The organism is Dysgonomonas sp. 216, assembly GCF_010501065.1.
Lineage (GTDB): Bacteria > Bacteroidota > Bacteroidia > Bacteroidales > Dysgonomonadaceae > QVMM01.
Genome location: NZ_QVMM01000011.1, coordinates 91,380 through 111,119 on the forward strand (window position 1 = coordinate 91,380; position 19,740 = coordinate 111,119).

General features: G+C 36.8%; 18 protein-coding genes and 2 tRNA genes. 15 read left to right on the plus strand and 5 right to left on the minus strand.

All coding sequences use genetic code 11. The annotated features are described in order from the left end of the window. Window position 1 precedes the first annotated feature (1 nt). The 9 genes from D0T53_RS08300 to D0T53_RS08340 all read left to right on the plus strand — a co-directional run bounded on the left by D0T53_RS08300 (window position 2) and on the right by D0T53_RS08340 (window position 8,818). Complete coding sequence (locus D0T53_RS08300) at window positions 2-1,348, plus strand: glucose-6-phosphate isomerase (protein WP_163266757.1); 1,347 nt, start codon at window positions 2-4, stop codon at window positions 1,346-1,348. 76 nt (window positions 1,349-1,424) lie between these two features. Next, window positions 1,425-2,459: a 23S rRNA (adenine(2503)-C(2))-methyltransferase RlmN gene (gene rlmN, locus D0T53_RS08305; protein ID WP_163266759.1), complete on the plus strand. Its 1,035-nt coding sequence runs from the start codon at window positions 1,425-1,427 to the stop codon at window positions 2,457-2,459. 5 nt (window positions 2,460-2,464) lie between these two features. Continuing rightward, a complete protein-coding gene (gene pdxA, locus D0T53_RS08310; RefSeq protein WP_163266761.1) occupies window positions 2,465-3,553 on the plus strand; it encodes a 4-hydroxythreonine-4-phosphate dehydrogenase PdxA in 1,089 nt (362 codons plus the stop codon). Further along, a complete protein-coding gene (locus D0T53_RS08315) occupies window positions 3,553-4,248 on the plus strand; it encodes a sugar phosphate nucleotidyltransferase (protein ID WP_163266763.1) in 696 nt (231 codons plus the stop codon). Before pdxA ends, D0T53_RS08315 begins: the two co-directional genes overlap by 1 nt. A gap of 36 nt (window positions 4,249-4,284) precedes the next feature. Next, entirely contained in the window at window positions 4,285-5,154 is an 870-nt protein-coding gene (locus tag D0T53_RS08320; RefSeq protein WP_163266765.1) for a hypothetical protein, read from the plus strand. 95 nt (window positions 5,155-5,249) lie between these two features. Next, the gene (locus tag D0T53_RS08325) at window positions 5,250-6,173 is read left to right on the plus strand and encodes a CDP-alcohol phosphatidyltransferase family protein (protein WP_163266767.1); all 924 of its coding nucleotides are present in this window, start codon (window positions 5,250-5,252) and stop codon (window positions 6,171-6,173) included. Between the two features lie 8 nt (window positions 6,174-6,181). Further along, window positions 6,182-6,517, plus strand: coding sequence for a carboxymuconolactone decarboxylase family protein (locus D0T53_RS08330; protein ID WP_163266769.1), 336 nt, complete (start codon window positions 6,182-6,184; stop codon window positions 6,515-6,517). A gap of 41 nt (window positions 6,518-6,558) precedes the next feature. Then, a complete protein-coding gene (locus D0T53_RS08335) occupies window positions 6,559-7,287 on the plus strand; it encodes an HAD family hydrolase (RefSeq protein WP_163266771.1) in 729 nt (242 codons plus the stop codon). A gap of 232 nt (window positions 7,288-7,519) precedes the next feature. Beyond that, window positions 7,520-8,818 (plus strand): inositol-3-phosphate synthase, encoded by a 1,299-nt coding sequence (locus tag D0T53_RS08340; protein ID WP_163266773.1) that lies wholly within the window; start codon window positions 7,520-7,522, stop codon window positions 8,816-8,818. A gap of 422 nt (window positions 8,819-9,240) precedes the next feature. Here the strand turns inward: D0T53_RS08340 and D0T53_RS08345 are convergent, their stop codons facing one another. From D0T53_RS08345 to topA, 3 genes are all read right to left on the minus strand, one after another. Then, window positions 9,241-9,915: an OmpA family protein gene (locus tag D0T53_RS08345; RefSeq protein WP_163266775.1), complete on the minus strand. Its 675-nt coding sequence runs from the start codon at window positions 9,913-9,915 to the stop codon at window positions 9,241-9,243. A 42-nt stretch (window positions 9,916-9,957) separates the two neighbouring features. Further along, complete coding sequence (locus tag D0T53_RS08350) at window positions 9,958-10,284, minus strand: hypothetical protein (protein WP_163266777.1); 327 nt, start codon at window positions 10,282-10,284, stop codon at window positions 9,958-9,960. A 168-nt stretch (window positions 10,285-10,452) separates the two neighbouring features. Beyond that, window positions 10,453-12,813 carry a type I DNA topoisomerase gene (topA, locus tag D0T53_RS08355; RefSeq protein ID WP_163266779.1) on the minus strand — a complete coding sequence of 787 codons (2,361 nt, stop codon included), beginning with the start codon at window positions 12,811-12,813 and terminating at the stop codon, window positions 10,453-10,455. 313 nt (window positions 12,814-13,126) lie between these two features. Here topA and D0T53_RS08360 point away from each other — a divergent pair, with 313 nt between their 5' ends. From D0T53_RS08360 to D0T53_RS08385, 6 genes are all read left to right on the plus strand, one after another. Next, complete coding sequence (locus tag D0T53_RS08360; RefSeq protein ID WP_163266781.1) at window positions 13,127-15,358, plus strand: cation-translocating P-type ATPase; 2,232 nt, start codon at window positions 13,127-13,129, stop codon at window positions 15,356-15,358. Window positions 15,359-15,364: 6 nt separating this feature from the next. Continuing rightward, complete coding sequence (locus D0T53_RS08365) at window positions 15,365-15,577, plus strand: heavy-metal-associated domain-containing protein (RefSeq protein WP_163266784.1); 213 nt, start codon at window positions 15,365-15,367, stop codon at window positions 15,575-15,577. A 211-nt stretch (window positions 15,578-15,788) separates the two neighbouring features. Next, the gene (locus D0T53_RS08370; RefSeq protein ID WP_163266786.1) at window positions 15,789-16,496 is read left to right on the plus strand and encodes a tol-pal system YbgF family protein; all 708 of its coding nucleotides are present in this window, start codon (window positions 15,789-15,791) and stop codon (window positions 16,494-16,496) included. Window positions 16,497-16,642: 146 nt separating this feature from the next. Next, window positions 16,643-17,134, plus strand: a complete 492-nt coding sequence (ribH, locus tag D0T53_RS08375) for a 6,7-dimethyl-8-ribityllumazine synthase (protein ID WP_163266788.1) — start codon at window positions 16,643-16,645, stop codon at window positions 17,132-17,134. A 32-nt stretch (window positions 17,135-17,166) separates the two neighbouring features. Further along, window positions 17,167-17,249: transfer RNA gene (locus D0T53_RS08380), tRNA-Tyr, on the plus strand. 8 nt (window positions 17,250-17,257) lie between these two features. Then, window positions 17,258-17,330, plus strand: a tRNA-Gly gene (locus D0T53_RS08385). A gap of 43 nt (window positions 17,331-17,373) precedes the next feature. Here the strand turns inward: D0T53_RS08385 and D0T53_RS08390 are convergent. Beyond that, a complete protein-coding gene (locus tag D0T53_RS08390; RefSeq protein ID WP_163266790.1) occupies window positions 17,374-18,297 on the minus strand; it encodes a glycosyltransferase in 924 nt (307 codons plus the stop codon). A gap of 48 nt (window positions 18,298-18,345) precedes the next feature. Continuing rightward, a complete protein-coding gene (gene tilS, locus D0T53_RS08395) occupies window positions 18,346-19,674 on the minus strand; it encodes a tRNA lysidine(34) synthetase TilS (RefSeq protein ID WP_163266792.1) in 1,329 nt (442 codons plus the stop codon). Window positions 19,675-19,740: the final 66 nt, after the last annotated feature.

Consider the following 19,740-nt stretch of genomic DNA (forward strand, 5'->3'; position numbering starts at 1 on the left):
TATGAATAAGGTAATTAGTTTGAATGTAGACAAAGTTTTGTCGTTTGTTTCGAAAGAAAAAATTGATGCCAATGCTGCATTAGCAAAACAATGTAACGAAACTTTGCACAAGGGAACAGGTAAAGGGAACGATTTTTTAGGTTGGTTAAATTTACCATCTTCGATAAGCGAAGACTTTTTGGCTGATATTGAAAAAACAGCCGCTCTTTTGCGTGAAAAATGTGAAGTTGTTGTTGTTGTTGGTATAGGTGGAAGTTATTTAGGAGCAAGAGCCGTTATCGAATCTCTTTCAAATTCTTTCGACTGGCTTCAACGCGATCGTAAAGTTCCGGTTATTGTGTATGCCGGACAAAATATAGGCGAGGATTACATTCACGAACTGATGACATTCCTTAAGGGTAAATCGTTCGGTATTATAAATATTTCGAAATCGGGAACAACAACCGAACCGGCTTTAGCTTTCCGTTTGTTGAAACAACAACTAGAAGCAGCTGTAGGTAAGGGTGAGGCGAAAAATCTTATTGTTGCTATTACCGATGCAGCTCGTGGTGCATTGCATACATTAGCGAAAAAAGAAGGATACAAAATGTATGTAATTCCTGACAACGTTGGAGGACGTTTTTCTGTTCTTACACCTGTTGGATTGCTACCAATAGCAGTTGCCGGATTAAATATCCGTGAAATTGTAGCAGGAGCTACTTTTATGGAAAAAGAAACAGCGCCTGAAGTTGCTTTCGAAAAAAATATAGCAGAACAATATGCTGTAACTCGTAACGAGTTGTATAAAAGTGGAAAGAAAATAGAAATACTAGCTAATTATAATCCAAAATTACACTTCTTTGCCGAATGGTGGAAACAACTTTATGGCGAGAGCGAAGGAAAAGAAAATAAAGGGATATTTAATGCTTCGGTAGATTTTACAACCGATTTGCATTCTATGGGACAATGGATTCAGGAAGGAGAACGTACTATTTTCGAAACGGTTCTTTCGGTAGCAAACCCAAATCATGCAGTAAATGTGCCTATGGATGAAGAAGATCTTGATGGCTTGAACTTCCTGAAAGGAAAGCGTGTAGATTTCGTAAATAAAATGGCAGAGCTTGGTACGCAATTGGCTCACGTTGATGGTGGTGTACCTAACATTAAAATTGAAATTCCTCAATTGAGCGAAAATTATATTGGTCAGTTAATATATTTCTTTGAAAAGGCTTGTGGTATTAGTGGCTATATTTTAGGAGTTAATCCTTTCGATCAGCCTGGTGTTGAGGCTTACAAGAAAAATATGTTCGCCCTGTTGAATAAACCGGGATTCGAAAAAGAACACGAGGAAATACAAAAACGTCTGTAATACAAAAATCTGAAATAGTACAAATGCTTGACTTTTATGCAAGGTCAGGCATTTGTTCCGATATAACGGATACATTATGTTGGTAAAAAAACATCTGTTGGGTATGACTTTGGACGAACTGAAAGAGGTTGTTCGGGAATGCAGTATGCCTGCATTTACAGCTAAGCAGATTGCCGATTGGGTGTATAAAAAAAAGGTCACAGATATTGATCAAATGACAAATATTTCGGGGGCAAACCGTTCTGCCTTATCAGAAAAGTATGATGTAGGGCGTGTTGATCCGATACAAAAGGAGGTATCGTCGGATGGTACTGTTAAATATTTGTTTGGTACTGGTATAAGTAAATTCGTTGAAGCTGTGATGATCCCCGATGGAGATCGGGCTACGCTTTGTGTATCGTCTCAGGTAGGATGTAAGCTCAATTGTTTATTTTGTATGACAGGCAAGCAGGGGTTTAACGGAAATCTATCAGCAAACGAAATACTTAATCAGATTTATTCGGTTACTGAATCGGATAAATTAACCAATGTTGTATTTATGGGGATGGGTGAACCCCTTGATAATTATGATGAATTATCGAAAACACTCGATTTAATGACTTCTGAATATGGCATGGCTTGGAGTCCCAAGCGTATAACTGTGTCGACAACAGGAGTAACACCCAAGTTGAAACGCTTTTTGGACGAGAGTAATGCACATTTGGCTGTAAGTTTGCATAGTCCGTTTCACGAACAGCGTTTGTCTATAATGCCTGCCGAAAAGGCGTATCCATTAAGCGGTATTTTAGATTTACTTAGGGCTTACGATTGGAAAAAACAACGACGATTGTCGTTCGAATATATAATGTTTGATAACTTTAACGACTCGTTGGCTCATGCACGTGAGTTGGCTCGCATTTTGCAGGATTTTGAGTGTAGGGTAAATCTTATCCGTTTTCATGCTATTCCTGATGTTGATTTAAGAACATCAGAGCAAACAAAAATGGAACAATTCAGAGATTTTCTGACTTCTAGAGGTGTTACCTGTACAATACGTTCTTCAAGGGGAGAAGATATTTCGGCGGCCTGTGGTATGTTATCAACAAAGAAGGAGAAAGCAAATAAAAACTAAGACTAATGATAAAAGTAGGAATTACGCATGGGGATATAAATGGGATAGGCTATGAAGTTATTCTTAAAGCATTCTCGGATATTCGTATGGCCGAGTTGTGCATTCCCGTTATATACGGATCGTCTAAAGTTGCAGCGTATCATCGCAAGGCGCTTAATCTGCAACCTGTGATGTTTAATCAGATATCAAGTGCCAAAAATGCCGAAGTAAACAAAATTAATATTGTCAATATTTCGAATGAGGAGATTAAGGTAGAATTCGGGAAGTCGACTAAAATAGCCGGCGATGCAGCTTATGCAGCATTGGAACGTGCTACAGCCGATTTAGCAGAGGGGCTAATAGATGTACTGGTTACTGCTCCTATAAATAAGGATAATATTCAGCAGGATAATTTCCATTTTCCCGGACACACCGAGTATCTAGAGCAAAAATTTGGTGCGGAAAGTGCTAAATCGTTGATGATTCTTGCTAAAGACAATTTAAGGGTAGCCTTGGTTACAGGACATATGCCTTTAAGCGATGTGCCTAAAGCTGTAACGAAAGAAAAAATAACCGATGCTATAAAGATATTTACCGAAAGTTTGCAAAAAGATTTTAGTATAGGGAAACCCCGCGTTGCTGTTTTATCGTTGAATCCTCATGCAGGCGAAAATGGACTATTAGGAACTGAAGAGCAAGAAATTATAACTCCCGCTATAAGGGAGATGAGCGATGCCGGATATTTATGTTTCGGACCGTTTGCAGCCGATGGCTTTTTCGGCTCAGGAAATTTCAATAGTTATGATGGTATTTTGGCAATGTACCACGATCAGGGATTAGCTCCTTTCAAAACAATTGCGATGGAAGAAGGGGTTAACTTTACGGCTGGTTTGCCAATTGTGCGCACATCTCCGGCTCATGGAACGGCGTATAGTATTGCCGGAAAAAATGAGGCATCGGAAGAATCGTTCCGCAGTGCTATTTATATGGCTATCGATACATTCCGTAATCGGAAAGATTATGAAACCGCCCATGCTAATCCGTTAAGGAAATTATACTTCGAAAGAGGGGGCGATAATGAAGTGCTGGATTTAACAAAGGAGGAACAGGAATAATGAACTACGCAATAATTGCGGCAGGCGAAGGATCGCGTTTAGCACAGGAAGGTATAACTTTACCCAAACCTTTGGTCAAATTGAACGGTAAGGAGATGATTAGCCGTTTAATTGATATATTCTTGAAAAATAATGCCGAATCGATAAATATAATTGTCAACGAACAGATGACAATGGTGCAGGAATATATTTCGCATATAAAGTTAGATATACCTTTCAATGTGGTAATTAAATCTACCCCAAGCTCAATGCATAGTTTTTTTGAGCTCCGTAATTATCTTCGCGGAGGAAAGTTCTGTCTGACAACTGTTGATACTGTTTTTAAGGAAAAAGATTTTACCGCATACATACAGTCGTTTATAAAAGATAATGCATCAGATGGAATGATGGCTGTAACCGACTATATAGATGATGAAAAACCCTTATATGTTGATGTTGACAATGATATGAACATCAAAGGATTTTTAGATAGTTCGGAATCGTGCAAATATATATCGGGCGGAATATACGGACTTACGCCGAAGGCTATAGACACGCTTGAAAAATGTTTATCGGAAGGGCAGGCACGTATGCGCAATTATCAAAGGCAATTAGTTGCCGACGGTTTAAATCTGAAAGCATATGCGATACCTAAAATATTGGATGTTGATCATGCCGAAGATATAAAAAAGGCTGAAGCTTTTTTGAGTGAATAAATAGTCTTGTAAGAAACTAAAAAACGAACAGAAAAAATGTCGAAGATAAGATTAGCAGGAGTAAAACGTAAAACAAAGTATTCGCCGAATCATATTGGGAACGATGGTATGATATTTAATCTTGCTACGCAATATTTGCGAGAGTTAGGTTATGAGGTAAAAGAATATACCGAGGCAGAATTTGTTTTAGGTAATATTGAAGAACCTGTTATATTCAACATGGCGAGGGATAAAACCACGATAGCAAAACTAAAAGAGTTGGAAGAAAAAGGGCGTGTTGTTGTTAATTCGGGTTTTGGAATAGAGAATTGTACTCGTAGCAGAATGACAGATATTTTGATGAAACACGATATTCCTCATCCCAAAAGCATTATTGTTAGTACCACAGGCGATCAGACTTCGGATTTGGAGGCTATGGGCTGCAATACGTTTTGGATTAAACGTGGCGATTTTCATGCCATACATCGCGAGGATGTTGCTTTTGCCCGCAGTGTAGAGGAGGCTTCGGATATAATAAAAGAGTTTGCATGGCGTGGTATTCCCAGCGCAGTGGTAAACGAACATTTAGTTGGCGACTTAGTTAAGTTTTATGGTGTTGCCAATACTAATTTCTTTTATAAATTTTATCCGTTCGACCTGAGTCATAGTAAATTTGGACACGAGGCCATAAATGGGAGTGCAAGACAACTATTTTTCTCCCGTGGCGAGCTGAAAGATGCTTGTGATAAAGCCGGAGACGTGTTAAACGTGAGGATATATGGAGGAGATTGTGTAGTTGCTGAAGACGGGTCGTTTAAAATAATCGACTTTAACGATTGGCCAAGTTTTGCACCATGCAGGGAAAAAGCGGCGCCTAAGATAGCGGAAAGCATTCATAAGGAAATTGTCACAAAATTAGGGTTATAACTCAAAGATATTCTTTGTTAAAAGAAAAAAAGAGTGTAAATTTGGTGGCTGAAAAGAGTTTTGTGTTACAGAAGAGAGTTCTGCTCAAAAAAATAATGGAAAATCAAAGCCACCCTACGTTAGAATCTACGCTTAAATCGGCTGACACCGAAGAGGTTATCGATATTTATTTTTATCGCCCTATCGGATACCGTTGGGCATTACTATTTCAGAAATTAGGAGTTACTCCTAATGCTGTTACTATTGCCAGCATATTTTTGGGAGTGGGAGCAGGTGTATGCTTCTATTTCGATAATATTTGGATATCATTACTCGGTATCTTTCTTTTGATGTGGGCAAATTCGTATGATAGTGCTGATGGGCAACTAGCCCGAATGACTCAGAAATTTTCTCCTTTGGGACGTTTATTAGATGGCTTTGCTGGCGATTTATGGTTTGCATCTATATATATTGCTATATGTTTGCGTTTAGCTCCGGTTTGGGGTTGGCCCATATGGGTACTTGCTATTATTGCCGGACTGTTTCATTCTCGTCAGGCTTCAATGGCCGATTATTACCGTAACATACATTTGTTATTTTTAAAAGGTAAATCGGGTAGCGAGCTAGATAATACCAAAGAATTGACTGAAAAGTATGACTCGTTAACATGGGGAGGCGATTTCTTTTCTAAAATAGTTACCTTTTTTTATCGAAGTTATACCCGCGGACAGGAAAACTGGAGTCCAAATTTTCAGCAGATGTTTGGCTTATTAAAAGAAAAATACGGAGACATTACACCCGAAAAATTTAGGATTGAATTTAGGGAAAAAAGTTTACCTCTGATGAAGTGGACAAATGTATTGTCGTTTAATACTAGAGCTATAGTATTATTTCTTTCGGTATTGGTTAGTCAGCCATGGGTGTATTTTGTGTTTGAATTAACTGTTCTCAATATCATACTTATATATATGATAAGAAAACATGAAGGTTTTTGTCGTGATTTTTCGCAAAAAATAGAAAGAGGAGAATATGATAAATAATTGTTGTTATGGAAAATAACGATTTTAATGAGCGAAGAAATATTCTAAACAAGTTAATGTCGGAAACGGATTCCTTTTTCGAACAATTTGGGGAGTTAGATGATCTGGTATATTCAAATGGAGCAATTCCAAAAAAATATAAAGAATTGACAGGACTATCAATTTCTGTTTTATCAAGATGTGAAGAGTGTATTATATATCATTTACAAGAGTGCGTAAAAATAGGAGCATCGAAACTTGAAATTATTGAAGCTATAAAGATTGGCGTTATAGGAGGAGGCTCTGTAACTTATCCTTCGGCAAGATTTGCTTTTAATTATATAAAAGATCAGGGAATTCTGTGATATACTACAAAATGTGTTGTTTATAGGAAAAAAATAGAAATATGTTCGATATAAGTAAAGTAAAGGGTGTTATTTTTGACTATGGTGGAACCATCGACAGTAATGGTACACATTGGGCTGAAGTTTTATGGTCGGCTTATCAACAATTTAATATACCTGTAACAAAAGAGGTTTTTCGCGAAGCTTATGTTTATGGCGAACGCTATTTGGCAACACATCCGGTAATAAAACCTGAACATAATTTTGGCGATTTGTTGAAGGAAAAAGTCAGATTGCAAATTAGTTATTTGGTTTCTAACAATTTTTTAGAGCAAAGCGATAAAACGGAAGAATATATCCTTGCTATTTCGAATCAATGTTATAACTTTGCCCGTGATATAATCTCGGAGGAGAAGACTATTATTGAGTGTTTGCGTAAAAAATATCCCATGGTTTTGGTATCTAATTTTTATGGAAATATTCATGCCGTATTAGAAGATTTTGGTTTGTTAGGTTATTTTGATGATATAATTGAGTCGGCAGTCGTGGGTGTGCGTAAACCTGATCCTGCCATATTTGGATTAGGTGTCGAAAAAATAGGACTTCCTGCCGAAAATATTGTTGTTATTGGCGATTCTAACAGTAAAGATATTGTTCCGGCTACAAAAGTCGGATGTCAAACTATATGGCTGAAAGGGCCGGGATGGGGCGATGATGACCCAAATGCCACAGCAGATTTAGTAATAACAGATTTCATGGAGTTAAAATCTGCATTTGAGTTGAATAAATAGAAATGCAGAAAATGCATACTTTGTTTTGATAATAATACAGGGTTAGCCGGACTTCTTGTTTTAATAATGGATACCGCTTGTATGGTTGAAAAGCCCGGGTTGGGAGAATAAAATGAAACAAGACTCTGCTGAAGCTGTACTGTTTATAGGATGCATTGGGATATTCCTAATGATCCGGTTTTTAAAGGATTGCTGCGGGTTGCAGTGTATTTTAAATTTTTAAAATTAAAAAATGGAAAAAGTACAAGTAAAAGAAGCCAAAGGTAAACTTGGTGTTCTTGTTGTTGGAGTTGGTGGCGCAGTATCATCAACATTTATTGCAGGTACGTTAATTGCTCGTAAAGGGCTAGGAGTTCCTGTAGGTTCAATCACTCAGTTAGCTACAATGCGTCTTGGGAAAAGAGAAGAAAACCGTTTCCCTAAAATTAAAGATGCAGTGCCTTTGGCTGATATGAAAGATATCGTATTCGGTGGATGGGATATCTTTGAAGAAGATATATATAAGGCGTCTCGCCATGCAGAGGTTTTAACTGTTGAGGATCTTGACAAAGTGAAAGATGAATTGTCGGCTATTAAACCAATGAAAGCCGTTTTTGATCAGGACTTTGTAAAACGTCTTCACGGAACATGGGTTAAATCGGCTGCTACTAAGTGGGATTTGATGGAACAAGTTCGCGAAGATATCCGCAAGTTTAAAGCAGATAATAATTGCGATCGTGTTGTTATGATTTGGTGTGGTAGTACCGAAGTATTTACTCCACTAGGCGAAGTTCATAAAACACTTGCTAACCTTGAAAAAGGAATGAAGGAAAACCATAAAGATATCGCTCCTTCAAATATTTATGCATATGCAGCTGTTACCGAAGGTGTTGCTTATATTAACGGAGCTCCTAACTTAACAGTTGATATTCCTGCAATGTGGGAACTTGCAGCACAAAAACAAGTGCCTATTTGTGGAAAAGACTTCAAGACTGGTCAAACAATGTTGAAAACAGTTCTTTCTCCGATGTTAAAAACTCGTATGTTAGGTTTGAGCGGATGGTTCTCTACTAACATTCTTGGAAACCGTGACGGAGAAGTTCTTGACGATCCGGGTTCATTCAAAACTAAAGAAGAATCTAAGCTTTCGGTTATCGATAATATTCTTCAACCAGACCTGTATCCAGAACTTTATGGAAATGTATATCACAAAGTTCGTATCAACTATTACCCACCACGTAAAGATAATAAAGAAGGTTGGGATAATATCGATATCTTCGGATGGTTAGGATACCCAATGCAATTGAAAGTGGATTTCCTTTGTCGTGACTCTATTCTTGCTGCTCCTTTGTGTCTTGACTTGGTGTTGTTTACAGACCTAGCTCAACGTGCAGGAATGAGTGGAATTCAAGACTGGTTGTCGTTCTACTTCAAGAGCCCAATGCACGAGCCTAGCAAAATAGCTGAGCACGACTTGTTTATCCAATATGTGAAGTTGAAAAACACGCTTCGCAAAATGATTGGAGAGGAAACAGTTGATTATATAGATTAATTCTTATATAAATTCAAATAAAGAAAGAGAGGTTGCTTTTTGTGAGCAGCCTCTCTTTTTATTTCCGTGTGTGCCTGGTTCCGAAATGGTGTTGTAAAAAGGTGTAATGTTATGGTAGAAATTAAGAAAGAAGTATGTAAGTCATAGCCAAAAGGATTACACTAGAGCTTTAACAGTAAGTCAAGCTTTTGAAAACGCAGAAAGCCATATTGGAGAAACAGGCTGAAAACATAGAGATGAAAGCTGTTTCTTGTAGCCTCCTTGATGAAATGGATAAACTAAGACGAAAGGGCTTGGAATGCTAAAAACAAAAATAGTTGCCGGGGGTTAAGCCGGCAACTATCTCATAAATTATAAATATTTTGTCTAATAAAACCTTGTGACGGTTTTTTAGGACGTGCTCAAATAAAGCGTTTTACTTATTATTTTCCTTGTTGAGCGTCTTGTATCATTTTCTCGTTAGGAAGAATGTATACTTCTACACGGCGGTTTTGTGCACGACCTTGGCTTGTTGAGTTGTCAGCAACAGGTTGAGTAGAACCAAAACCTTGAGATTGCATACGCGATCCTTTAACACCTTTTGATGCTAAGAAAGAATATACAGCCTGAGCTCTTTTTTCAGACAATGGATTGTTGATAGCATCATTTCCAGTGTTGTCTGTATGTCCGTATATTGATACATCTGTATCAGGATTACTAATCAATGATGAAGCAAAACTTGAAAGTGCACTTTGCGAAGCTGTATTCAATGTGCTTGAGTTTGTAGCAAATAGTATACCCGATTCGAATGTAACTTTAATAGCTTGTCCATCGTTGATAGATTCTACTTGTGCTCCATTTATAGCTTCAAGTTCTTTCTTTTGTTTGTCCATCTTGTTTCCGATAATGGCTCCGGCAGATCCACCTACAACGGCACCAATACCTGCACCCCAAGCAGCACCTTTGCCACCACCAATAATAGCACCAATACCTGCACCAAGCGCGCCTCCGGCACCTGCGCCAATACCTCCACCTTTAACAGTGTTACTTGCACCACATGCCGATAATAAAATAGTTAAACTAAGAGCTAAAGCTCCTAAAAATGAAAAACGTTTCATAATTTTTTAATTTTTAAATTCAGTTTTGTATTATTTCAAATTTTAGTCAAACATTCCAAGCGATTCACAATATTGTAATTCACCTTGCACTACAAAGTTTATTTCCTCATGTGTGAAGGTGTTTACTTTATCTTTTTGAGCACTTTTTATAACGTATTCGATTAATTCATCTTCGTCAAGCTCAACTATGTCTTCATCCGATATGTCATCATTCATGAAGCCCTTTTCATCATAAAAATCATAAATAACATCAATGATATAATTGATATCATTATCTGATAATTTTTCTTTAAGTTCCTGAGGAATATAATTACGGATGAATTTTACAGCATCATCTTCGTCATACTGAAGTTCGTTGTTATTGCTCATAGATTATGTTTTATATTCTTATTTTATAACTTCACTCTTTTTATATTCTATCTTCTTGATATATATCTAATACTTAGCAATAGTGCGGCATTGGTTTGTGTTGCTAAGCCCACAAATATAACAAAAAAGAAATCTTATAGTTCATTTTGTGAAAAAAATCACTATTAATTATTTGCTTTTCGTTTTTGAGCCTGTTCCTTTTTTAGCGGAAGTTTTTTTCTTCCCGCTACTTTTAGCATCCCCTTCTGCGTTTATAATTTTCATAGCCTCTTCAAATTTGAGTTCCGAAGGATTAGCTGTTTTAGGGATCTTATAATTTTTTTTCTGATAGGCTATATATGGGCCATATCTACCGTTTAGTATTTGTAAGTCTGTGTCTTCTTCAAAAGTTTTAATTATTTTTTCGCTGTCTTTCTTCCTCTTATCCAAGATAAGTTCAATTGCTTCGTCTGCCGAAATAGTATAAGGATCGCTGCCTTTGGGTAGTGATACAAATTGACTATTGTGGCGAACATATGGTCCAAAACGTCCTATAGCTACAGTCATTTCTTTATTTTCGAATTCTCCCAGCGAGCGAGGTAGCCCAAATAGCTTAAGTGCTTCATCTAATGTTATTGATGAAATTGATTGAGATTTTTGCAGACTTGCGAATATGGGTTTTTCTTCCTCATCTTGTGTCCCTATTTGTACCATTGGTCCAAAACGTCCTATTTTCACAGACACTTGTCGTCCGGTTTTAGGGTCAGTTCCCAAAATTCGTTCTCCTACTTTATGATCTGTTTGTATGTTGATGGCTTCGTCTACAATAGGGTGAAATACTTTATAGAAGCGATCAATCATTTTAGTCCATTCCTCTTCACCATCAGCAACTTGGTCAAACTCTTTTTCTACACTAGCTGTAAAGTTGTAATCGAGTATGGATGGGAAGTATTGGATAAGGAAATCATTAACAACTATACCTATATCGGTTGGTATCAGTTTGTTTTTGTCGGCACCGGCTGTTTCTGTTTTTTCTTTGTCTGTAATTTTACCGTCCGATAGTGTTAATGTATTGTACCTACGCTCAATACCTTCTATATTTCCTTTTTCTACATACTCACGGTTTTGAATTGTCGAAATTGTAGGTGCATATGTTGATGGACGACCAATACCCAATTCTTCAAGTTTACGTACTAGTGAGGCTTCGGTATAGCGAGGAGGACGTTGAGTGAAACGTTCAGTTGCTGTAATTTCTTTCATGTTGAGGCTTTCTTTCTCTTTCATAGGAGGTAAGAGAGCTTCATCTTTTTCGTCATTCTCTTCGTCTGTTCCTTCAAGATATACGTGTAAGAAACCGTCGAATTTTATAACCTCGCCCACAGCCTGAAATTTAAGATCGGTAACGGGTGATCCTATGTTAACGGTTGTCTTTTCTAATTCGGCATCAGCCATCTGCGAAGCTATTGTACGCTTCCAGATAAGTTCGTATAGTTTTTTTTCCTGAGCTGTACCTGTTGTTGTATGCTCACTCATATATGTCGGGCGGATAGCTTCGTGAGCTTCTTGCGCGCCTTTCGATTTTGTTGAAAATTGACGGCTTTTAATATACTCCTTGCCATATGCACTTTCAACTTCGGCTTTTGACGTGTTAATAGCTAAGGCTGACAAATTAACAGAGTCGGTACGCATGTAAGTGATTTTACCCGATTCGTACAGTTTTTGAGCCAACATCATTGTTTGTCCCACCGAATAGCCTAGTTTGCGAGCTGCTTCTTGTTGAAGTGTAGAAGTTGTAAATGGAGGAGCTGGTGATTTTTTTACGGGTTTTTTAGTAATGTCCTCTATCGTAAAATCACTGCCGTTTAGTTTTTCTAATAAGCTAAGGGCCTCTTCTTTAGTTTTTAACCTTTTATTAAGCTCTGCTTTTATTTCGTAGGTGTTTCCGTTTTCTTCTTTAGTGAAAATAGCAATAACCCTATATGACACCTCGGTTTTAAAAGCTTCAATTTCGCGTTCGCGCTCTACAATTAACCTTACAGCAACCGATTGTACACGTCCGGCCGAGAGTGCAGGTTTTACTTTCTTCCATAATACAGGCGAAAGTTCAAATCCAACAATTCTGTCTAATACTCTTCTGGCTTGTTGGGCATCTACTAAATTTTTATCTATTTTGCGAGGGTTTTGTACTGCATTTATTATGGCGTCTTTGGTTATTTCGTGAAACACAATCCTTTTAGTGTTTTCGTCTTTTAAGCCCAACGCATCGAATAAATGCCATGAAATAGCTTCTCCCTCACGGTCTTCATCGGATGCTAACCATACAATATCCGCATCTTTTGCAGCTGATTTTAGTTCCGATACAACCTTCTTTTTGTCTGCAGGTATTTCGTATAATGGTTTGTAATTGTGCTCGATGTCTACACCCAAATCTTTCTTTTTAAGATCCCGTATATGTCCGTAACTAGACATTACCTTAAAATCTTTACCTAAAAATTTTTCTATAGTTTTTGCTTTGGCCGGTGACTCAACGATAACTAGATTTTTTTGCATAAACAATCATTTTTGTGCTGCAATAAATAAAGCTTGCACATTATATAGCTATTTTTCAACCGCAAAAGTAGTAAATTTGTTTTTGAAACCGCATTTTTTTTTATTTAATACGTTTTTTATTTTAAAAAAACATAGCACTACAATATAAATATTGGAGAATATTCTGTTTGATAAATTTTATAGATTTATAATAATCTATAAACCTACAAGTTATATTGCGGCATCTTATTTGTTATACTTTATTTTGATAATTGAGTGTTGATTATTCCAAATTATCAACGAACTTTGTTTTATTAAAGTAAGGAGTACACAAATGCAAAACATAGATAAAAATACAGTAAAAAAAACTGTTCCTATTCTTAATATGTCTTGTGCAGCATGCGCAGCCAGCTCTCAAAAAATCCTTCTCCGTCAGGAAGGGGTTATAAGTGCGTCGGTTAATTTTGCGAATGGTACAGGTATAATTGAATATAATGAAAAGAAAACAAATCTAGAGAATCTGAAACAAGCTCTGCAAACAGCTGGTTATGATTTAATGATTGAAGAAGATAATGTTCAGGAAAAACTAGATGAGATAAGCGATCGGAAATATAAACGACTAAAAAGGAGAACCGTTTTTGCTATGTTCTTTTCTATACCATTGGTGCTTATTGCAATGATTCCTTCTCTTATGCATATGCCATATGCGAATTATCTTATGTGGCTTTTAGCTACTCCCGTATTGTTTATATTCGGGCGTCAATTTTTTATTGGAGCATTAAAACAAGCTGCGAATCGAACTGCTAATATGGATACACTGGTTGCACTAAGTTCGGGAGTAGCCTATTTATTCAGTATTTTCAATACATTATACCCTGATTATTGGTTAAGCAAAGGATTGGAATCGCATGTGTATTTTGAGGCTGCAGCTGTTGTAATCTCTTTTGTGCTATTAGGTAAAATGCTTGAAGAACGAGCGAAAGGAAATACATCGTCTTCTATCCGTAAACTAATGGGGTTACAGCCTAAAAATGTAACTGTAGTAAAAAATAATGTACAGCAATCTGTACCGATAGAACAAATAACTATAGGTGACCTAATTTTAGCGAAGCCGGGCGAGAAGATAGCGGTTGACGGCGTTATTGTACAGGGAAATTCGTTTGTTGATGAAAGTATGATTAGTGGAGAGCCTGTTCCTGTTGAAAAGAAAGAGGAAAGTATTGTTTATTCGGGATCGGTAAATCAGAAGGGGAGCTTTTTGTATAAGGCAGAGAAGGTTGGTGGCGATACATTGCTTTCGCATATAATAAAAATGGTACAAGAAGCGCAGGGCAGTAAAGCTCCAGTTCAGAATCTTGTAGATAAGATTGCAAAGGTTTTTGTGCCAATTGTAATCCTTATTGCGCTAGTGAGTTTTGTAATCTGGTATTTCTTCGGAGGAGAAAATGGCTTTACACAAGGGCTGATGACGATGGTTACGGTTTTGGTAATAGCATGTCCGTGTGCTTTAGGTTTAGCAACGCCTACTGCTATTATGGTAGGTATAGGCAAAGGAGCGGAAAATGGTACTCTTATTAAAGATGCTGAAAGCCTTGAACTATTGAGGAAAATAGACGTTGTTCTTTTTGATAAGACAGGAACAATAACCGAAGGTAAGCCTGTTGTAAATGATTTTGTTTGGTTTGTTCAGGAAACTCAGGAGTTGAAAGATATGTTGTTCAGTATTGAGTCGGCATCAGAGCATCCGTTGGCAGAGGCTATATGTAATTATCTGGGGAAAGATAATAATCTTATTGATAACATTCATGTAAAAAGTGTTTCCGGACGTGGTATTTCCGGACGATACAACTATAAGAAGTATTTTGTAGGTAATGCAGAAATGGCGAAGGAAGCGGGTATAACAATAGTAGAGGAAGTACAGAATGTTATTGACTCGAAAGAAGAGCAGGCAAACACAGTTGTTTTATTTGGCTATAACTTCGAGTTGGTTTGTTTAATTTCTATAGCCGATAAAGTAAAGAATGCAGCAATATCTGCGGTAAAACAATTGAAAGAATCAGGCATAGATATATATATGCTTACGGGAGATAATGAACATACTGCTCAAGCTGCTGCAAGAATTGTTGGAATAGAACATTATAAAGCAGGTTTGTTACCAGCCGATAAAGTTGGGGTTGTAAAAGACCTGCAAACTCAAGGTTTAAAAGTTGCAATGGTAGGCGATGGAATAAACGATAGTGTTGCTTTGGCTCAGGCTGATGTTAGTATTGCAATGGGGCAAGGGAGTGATATTGCGATGGATGTGGCTAAGATAACGATAGTGTCTAACGACTTAGTGCGTATTCCGCAGGCTATACGTTTGTCGGAATATACTGTGCGAACAATAAAGCAAAACCTGTTTTGGGCATTTATTTATAATCTGATAGGAATACCAATCGCGGCAGGGGGACTTTACCCTGTTCTGGGTTTTATGCTTAACCCAATGCTTGCCGGTGCAGCTATGGCTTTGAGCAGTGTTAGTGTGGTAACTAATAGTTTAAGATTGAGATATGTAAACTTAAAATAAAAAGGCATGAAAGAAACATATAAATTTAAAACTACAATAAATTGTGGTGGATGTGTGGCACGGGTTACTCCGGCTTTGAATAAGATTGAGGGTATTGATTCGTGGAATGTGGATACTTCCAATCCTGATAAAATTCTAACAGTGGAAGCTAATGGGGCTACCGAACAGCAAATAATATCGTCTGTGCAGGCTCTAGGTTTTGATATTGAAAAGATATAACATCTTATAAAAAAATAGAGGTTATCTGCATTTGATAGATTTGCTTTTAGAATATTGAATTATTCTCTAAAAAAAATAGCAGAATTGGAGGAAAATGGCGGTTGTTGCTTTTGTATTAGAAAAAAACGGAATAAAATTTTCTTTATATGCATAAATCAACTATTTTTGCGCCAGCGAAAATACGTCAAATTAAAAATAAACATAGTTTAATATGTCATCAAAGAAGAAACAAGAGATAGCGAAAGAACAGAAAGACTGGGAGAGCATAGGCGAAGCAGTTGTAACTTCAGAACGTTTTATCGAAAAACATCAAAAACAAATATTTATTGGAGTTATAGCCATTTTGGTTATTGTGGGTTTAGTATGGGCATATGATGCTTTGTATGTAAAACCTAAAACAGAAGAAGCTCAAGTGGCTATGTTTAAAGGAGAATCTTATTTCCGAGCAAATCAAGACACATTGGCTCTTTACGGAGATGGTAGAGACTTTATCGGTTTTGAAGCTATTGCCGAAGAGTATGGTTCGACCAAAGCAGGAAACCTTGCTAAATATTACGCCGGTGTATCAAATTTTCGTATAGGAAAATATGCAGAGGCTATATCTTTCTTGAATTCGTATAACGGAGATGATGTGGTGGTTGCTTATGTAGCTAAAGGAATTATAGGAAGCTGTTATGTAAATACAGGAAAGCTTGAAGAGGGTGCGAAGTTTTTTATAGAAGCAGCTAAGGGTGCTAACGATAACTTAATTTCGCCTAACTACTACATGAAAGCAGTATCAGTGTACCGTGACCTGAAAAACTACGATAAAGTAATTGAATTAGGTAATATTATACGTAATCAATATATGAACTCGTACGAAGCTATGAATATTGTTAAATATATTGATGAGGCTCAAGTATTAAAAGGAGCACAATAAAAAGATAACTACAGATAAAATATGAAAAATCCGCTTTTGTTATAAAGGCGGATTTTTTTATTACCACAGATATTTAAGACCGAGAGTTTTCGCATATACCGATAGTATTTTCTATTTTTGTATCAATAATTGTAAAAACTATAATAATGGCTACAGCTTATCATAATTTATCGTCGTACGATCCGGAGAGTGTTCCTAATGGAAAAGATATGAAAATTGGAATAGTAGTTTCGGAGTGGAACGAAAATATAACAAAAGCTTTACTCGATGGGGCATATAAAACATTGGTGAAACATGGAGTTAAAGAAGAAAATATTATTATCGATTTTGTTCCCGGAAGTTTCGAGCTGGTTTTTGGGGCTCGTTATTTAGTAGAACAAAAGGATATTGATGCTGTAATAGCATTAGGATCTGTAGTAAGAGGCGATACTCCGCATTTTGATTATGTTTGTAGTGGAGTTACACAAGGAATCACAGATTTAAACAGAATGTATGATATCCCATTCATTTTCGGGTTGTTAACTACTGATACTATGCAGCAAGCTAAGGATAGGGCAGGAGGTATGCATGGCAATAAAGGTGATGAATGTGCAATTACTGCAATAAAAATGATTGATTTTGTTTGCAGGAATAAATAATATTTTTTATCTTTGCATCGCAATTAACAAAAGGGCAGTTACCAAAGTGGCCAACTGGGGCTGACTGTAACTCAGCTGACTTACGTCTTCGGAGGTTCGAATCCTTCACTGCCCACTAAAATTGCGGAAGTAGCTCAGTTGATAGAGCATTAGCCTTCCAAGCTGAGGGTCGCGGGTTTGAGCCCCGTCTTCCGCTCTTAAGAAAAAGCTGTCCCCGAAAGAGGACAGCTTTTTTTGTATTAAAACTTCGCGTCTTTTTTGTTATATAATCTGGTGCTTTTTCGCATTATCCTGAATGGATTTATATGTAAATAGTAAAGTATATAGGATAAATAAAGTATGACAGAATGTTTTCGGTGCCCGATGTTTTTAGCCTGATTAGCATTTATTTTTGTCATACGCAATAGCTTACGGTAAGTGTTTTTCTTATATTTATTACCAGTCTCGTTATTGAATATATCGAAGAGATATGACAGGGAAAGTGTTAGAAACATAGGCGTGAATTTTAATGACATGCCTTCGGTATGTTTTCTGTAGACCGACATGCTATCTTTCATGTATCCTACTTTACCATGAAGTGCAACTAGTAATTGTATTACATAGTCCTGATTATATATTGTGTTGAAATTATCGTTTGTTTGGAAAGCATTCCTTCGGAACAATATGGATGCAGTCATAATAGCCCAGTCGTATTCAATAACGTTTTCTATGGTAAAAACACTTTGGTTGAGAGGGGGCATTTTTCTAAGTTCGATTCCGTACCATAACATATCCACATTGTGTGAACTCATTGCAAAATCGGGATTGTTTTCCAGAAAATCTACTTGCTTTTGTAATTTAGTCGAATCCGACCAATAATCATCACCTTCGCAGATGGCTATATATTTTTCTTTTCCCGCGGCTATGGTTTGCGCAAAGTTTTTTCTTAGCCCCAGATTTATATCCTGTAATAATAGTGTTATTTTATCGGGATGCTTTTCTTTGTACTCAAGACATATTGTTCTGGTACGGTCTGTGCTGCAATCTTCGCCAATATATATCATTACCGGGAAATTGGTCTCCTGCATTAATATTCCGTCTAAAGCTTCAGCTATATATGCCTCGTGATTGTGTGTCATAACACATACGGCAACCGATACGGGTGTTTGAGTTTGTGTATTCATTGTTTATTTTTGTTTTTCGCTCAATATAAAATTAAAGGTAACATTTTCTCACTTACCTGAGAAATTTACTTTTAATATGTCAGATGTTTTTTCGGTTATCTTGAAACGGTCGTCCATTCGTTCGCCTATTATCCATATTATTTTATTATCGGCCGAGCATAGTAACCATACATCCTCCTTATCGACGATACTAAATTTTCGGTCCGAAAAATAATCACTTAATTTTTTAGAACCTTTCATCCCAAGAGGTACAAATTTGTCACCAAGTTTCCACTTTCTTATTTGCAAAGGGTAAGTAATCTTCGACAGATCGGCATATAAAGTATTTTTGTCTCTAGTTATTTCTAATATATCTTCTTTTATATGTTTAGAGAATCTCAACTCTATCGGGTTTGATATATATGTGTTTGTAAATTGTACTTCATACTCTGTATTGTCTGAAGTGTAAGTTTGTTCGTTTATTATGAGAAAATTACGATCTTTAATTAACCGAAAATTATCGGAGTAGAATGTTTTTCCTGACAATCCGCTTATAGAATTGAATATGTTATTTATAGTGTCGGAATTAAATCCTAATGGATGGAGAATTTCGAACAGGATAGTTTTGGCTCCCTTCTCTTTCAACAATAGTTCTATATCTATTTTTCTGCCATCGAAAACTTGGTTTGTAATATTGCATACATGTTCGGTATAGATTGTTTCAACCTCAGACAGGTATTCCGATGTACGGCTGATAGCTTCTTTAGCCGATGGGTTTATTTTTTCGAGTAAGGGTATTATCTCAAGCCTTATTTTATTTCTTGTATATATGTTTTCAGCATTTGTGCTGTCTGTTATAAAAGGGATTTTATTTTCGTTAAGGTAATCAAGTATTTCGTGTCGAGACAGACAAAGCAGAGGACGCACTATCTGGTTGTTTTTAGGAGGTATTCCTGTTAGTCCCCTTATTCCGGTGCCTCTTATCAGATTAATCAGCACAGTTTCGATAGAATCGTCCTGATGGTGACCGACAGCTATATAATCGGCATTATGTTCTTCTTTTATGGTTTCGAACCAATTATACCTTAACTCGCGTGCTGCCATTTCTAAAGAAACGGATTTTTCTTTCATGTAAGCATAGGTATCGAATGATGTTGATATGTAGGGTATGTTTTTGTATTGACAATAACCTTCAACAAATCTTTCATCCCGGTTCGACTCTTCTCCTCTCAAGTGAAAATTGCAGTGCGCCGCAATGCAATTGTATTCCAGATTGGTTAAAATAGAAAGCAAAGCCATTGAATCGGCACCTCCACTGAGCCCGATAATAATTATACTATTGGGCGATAGTAAATTTTGAGATTCGATGTAATTTTTTACTTTTCCTAAAAGTGGCATATCTTACTATTTAAAGTTATTATATCTGACTATAATAATGTACTTGTTTTAATATGTTCTGTCTTG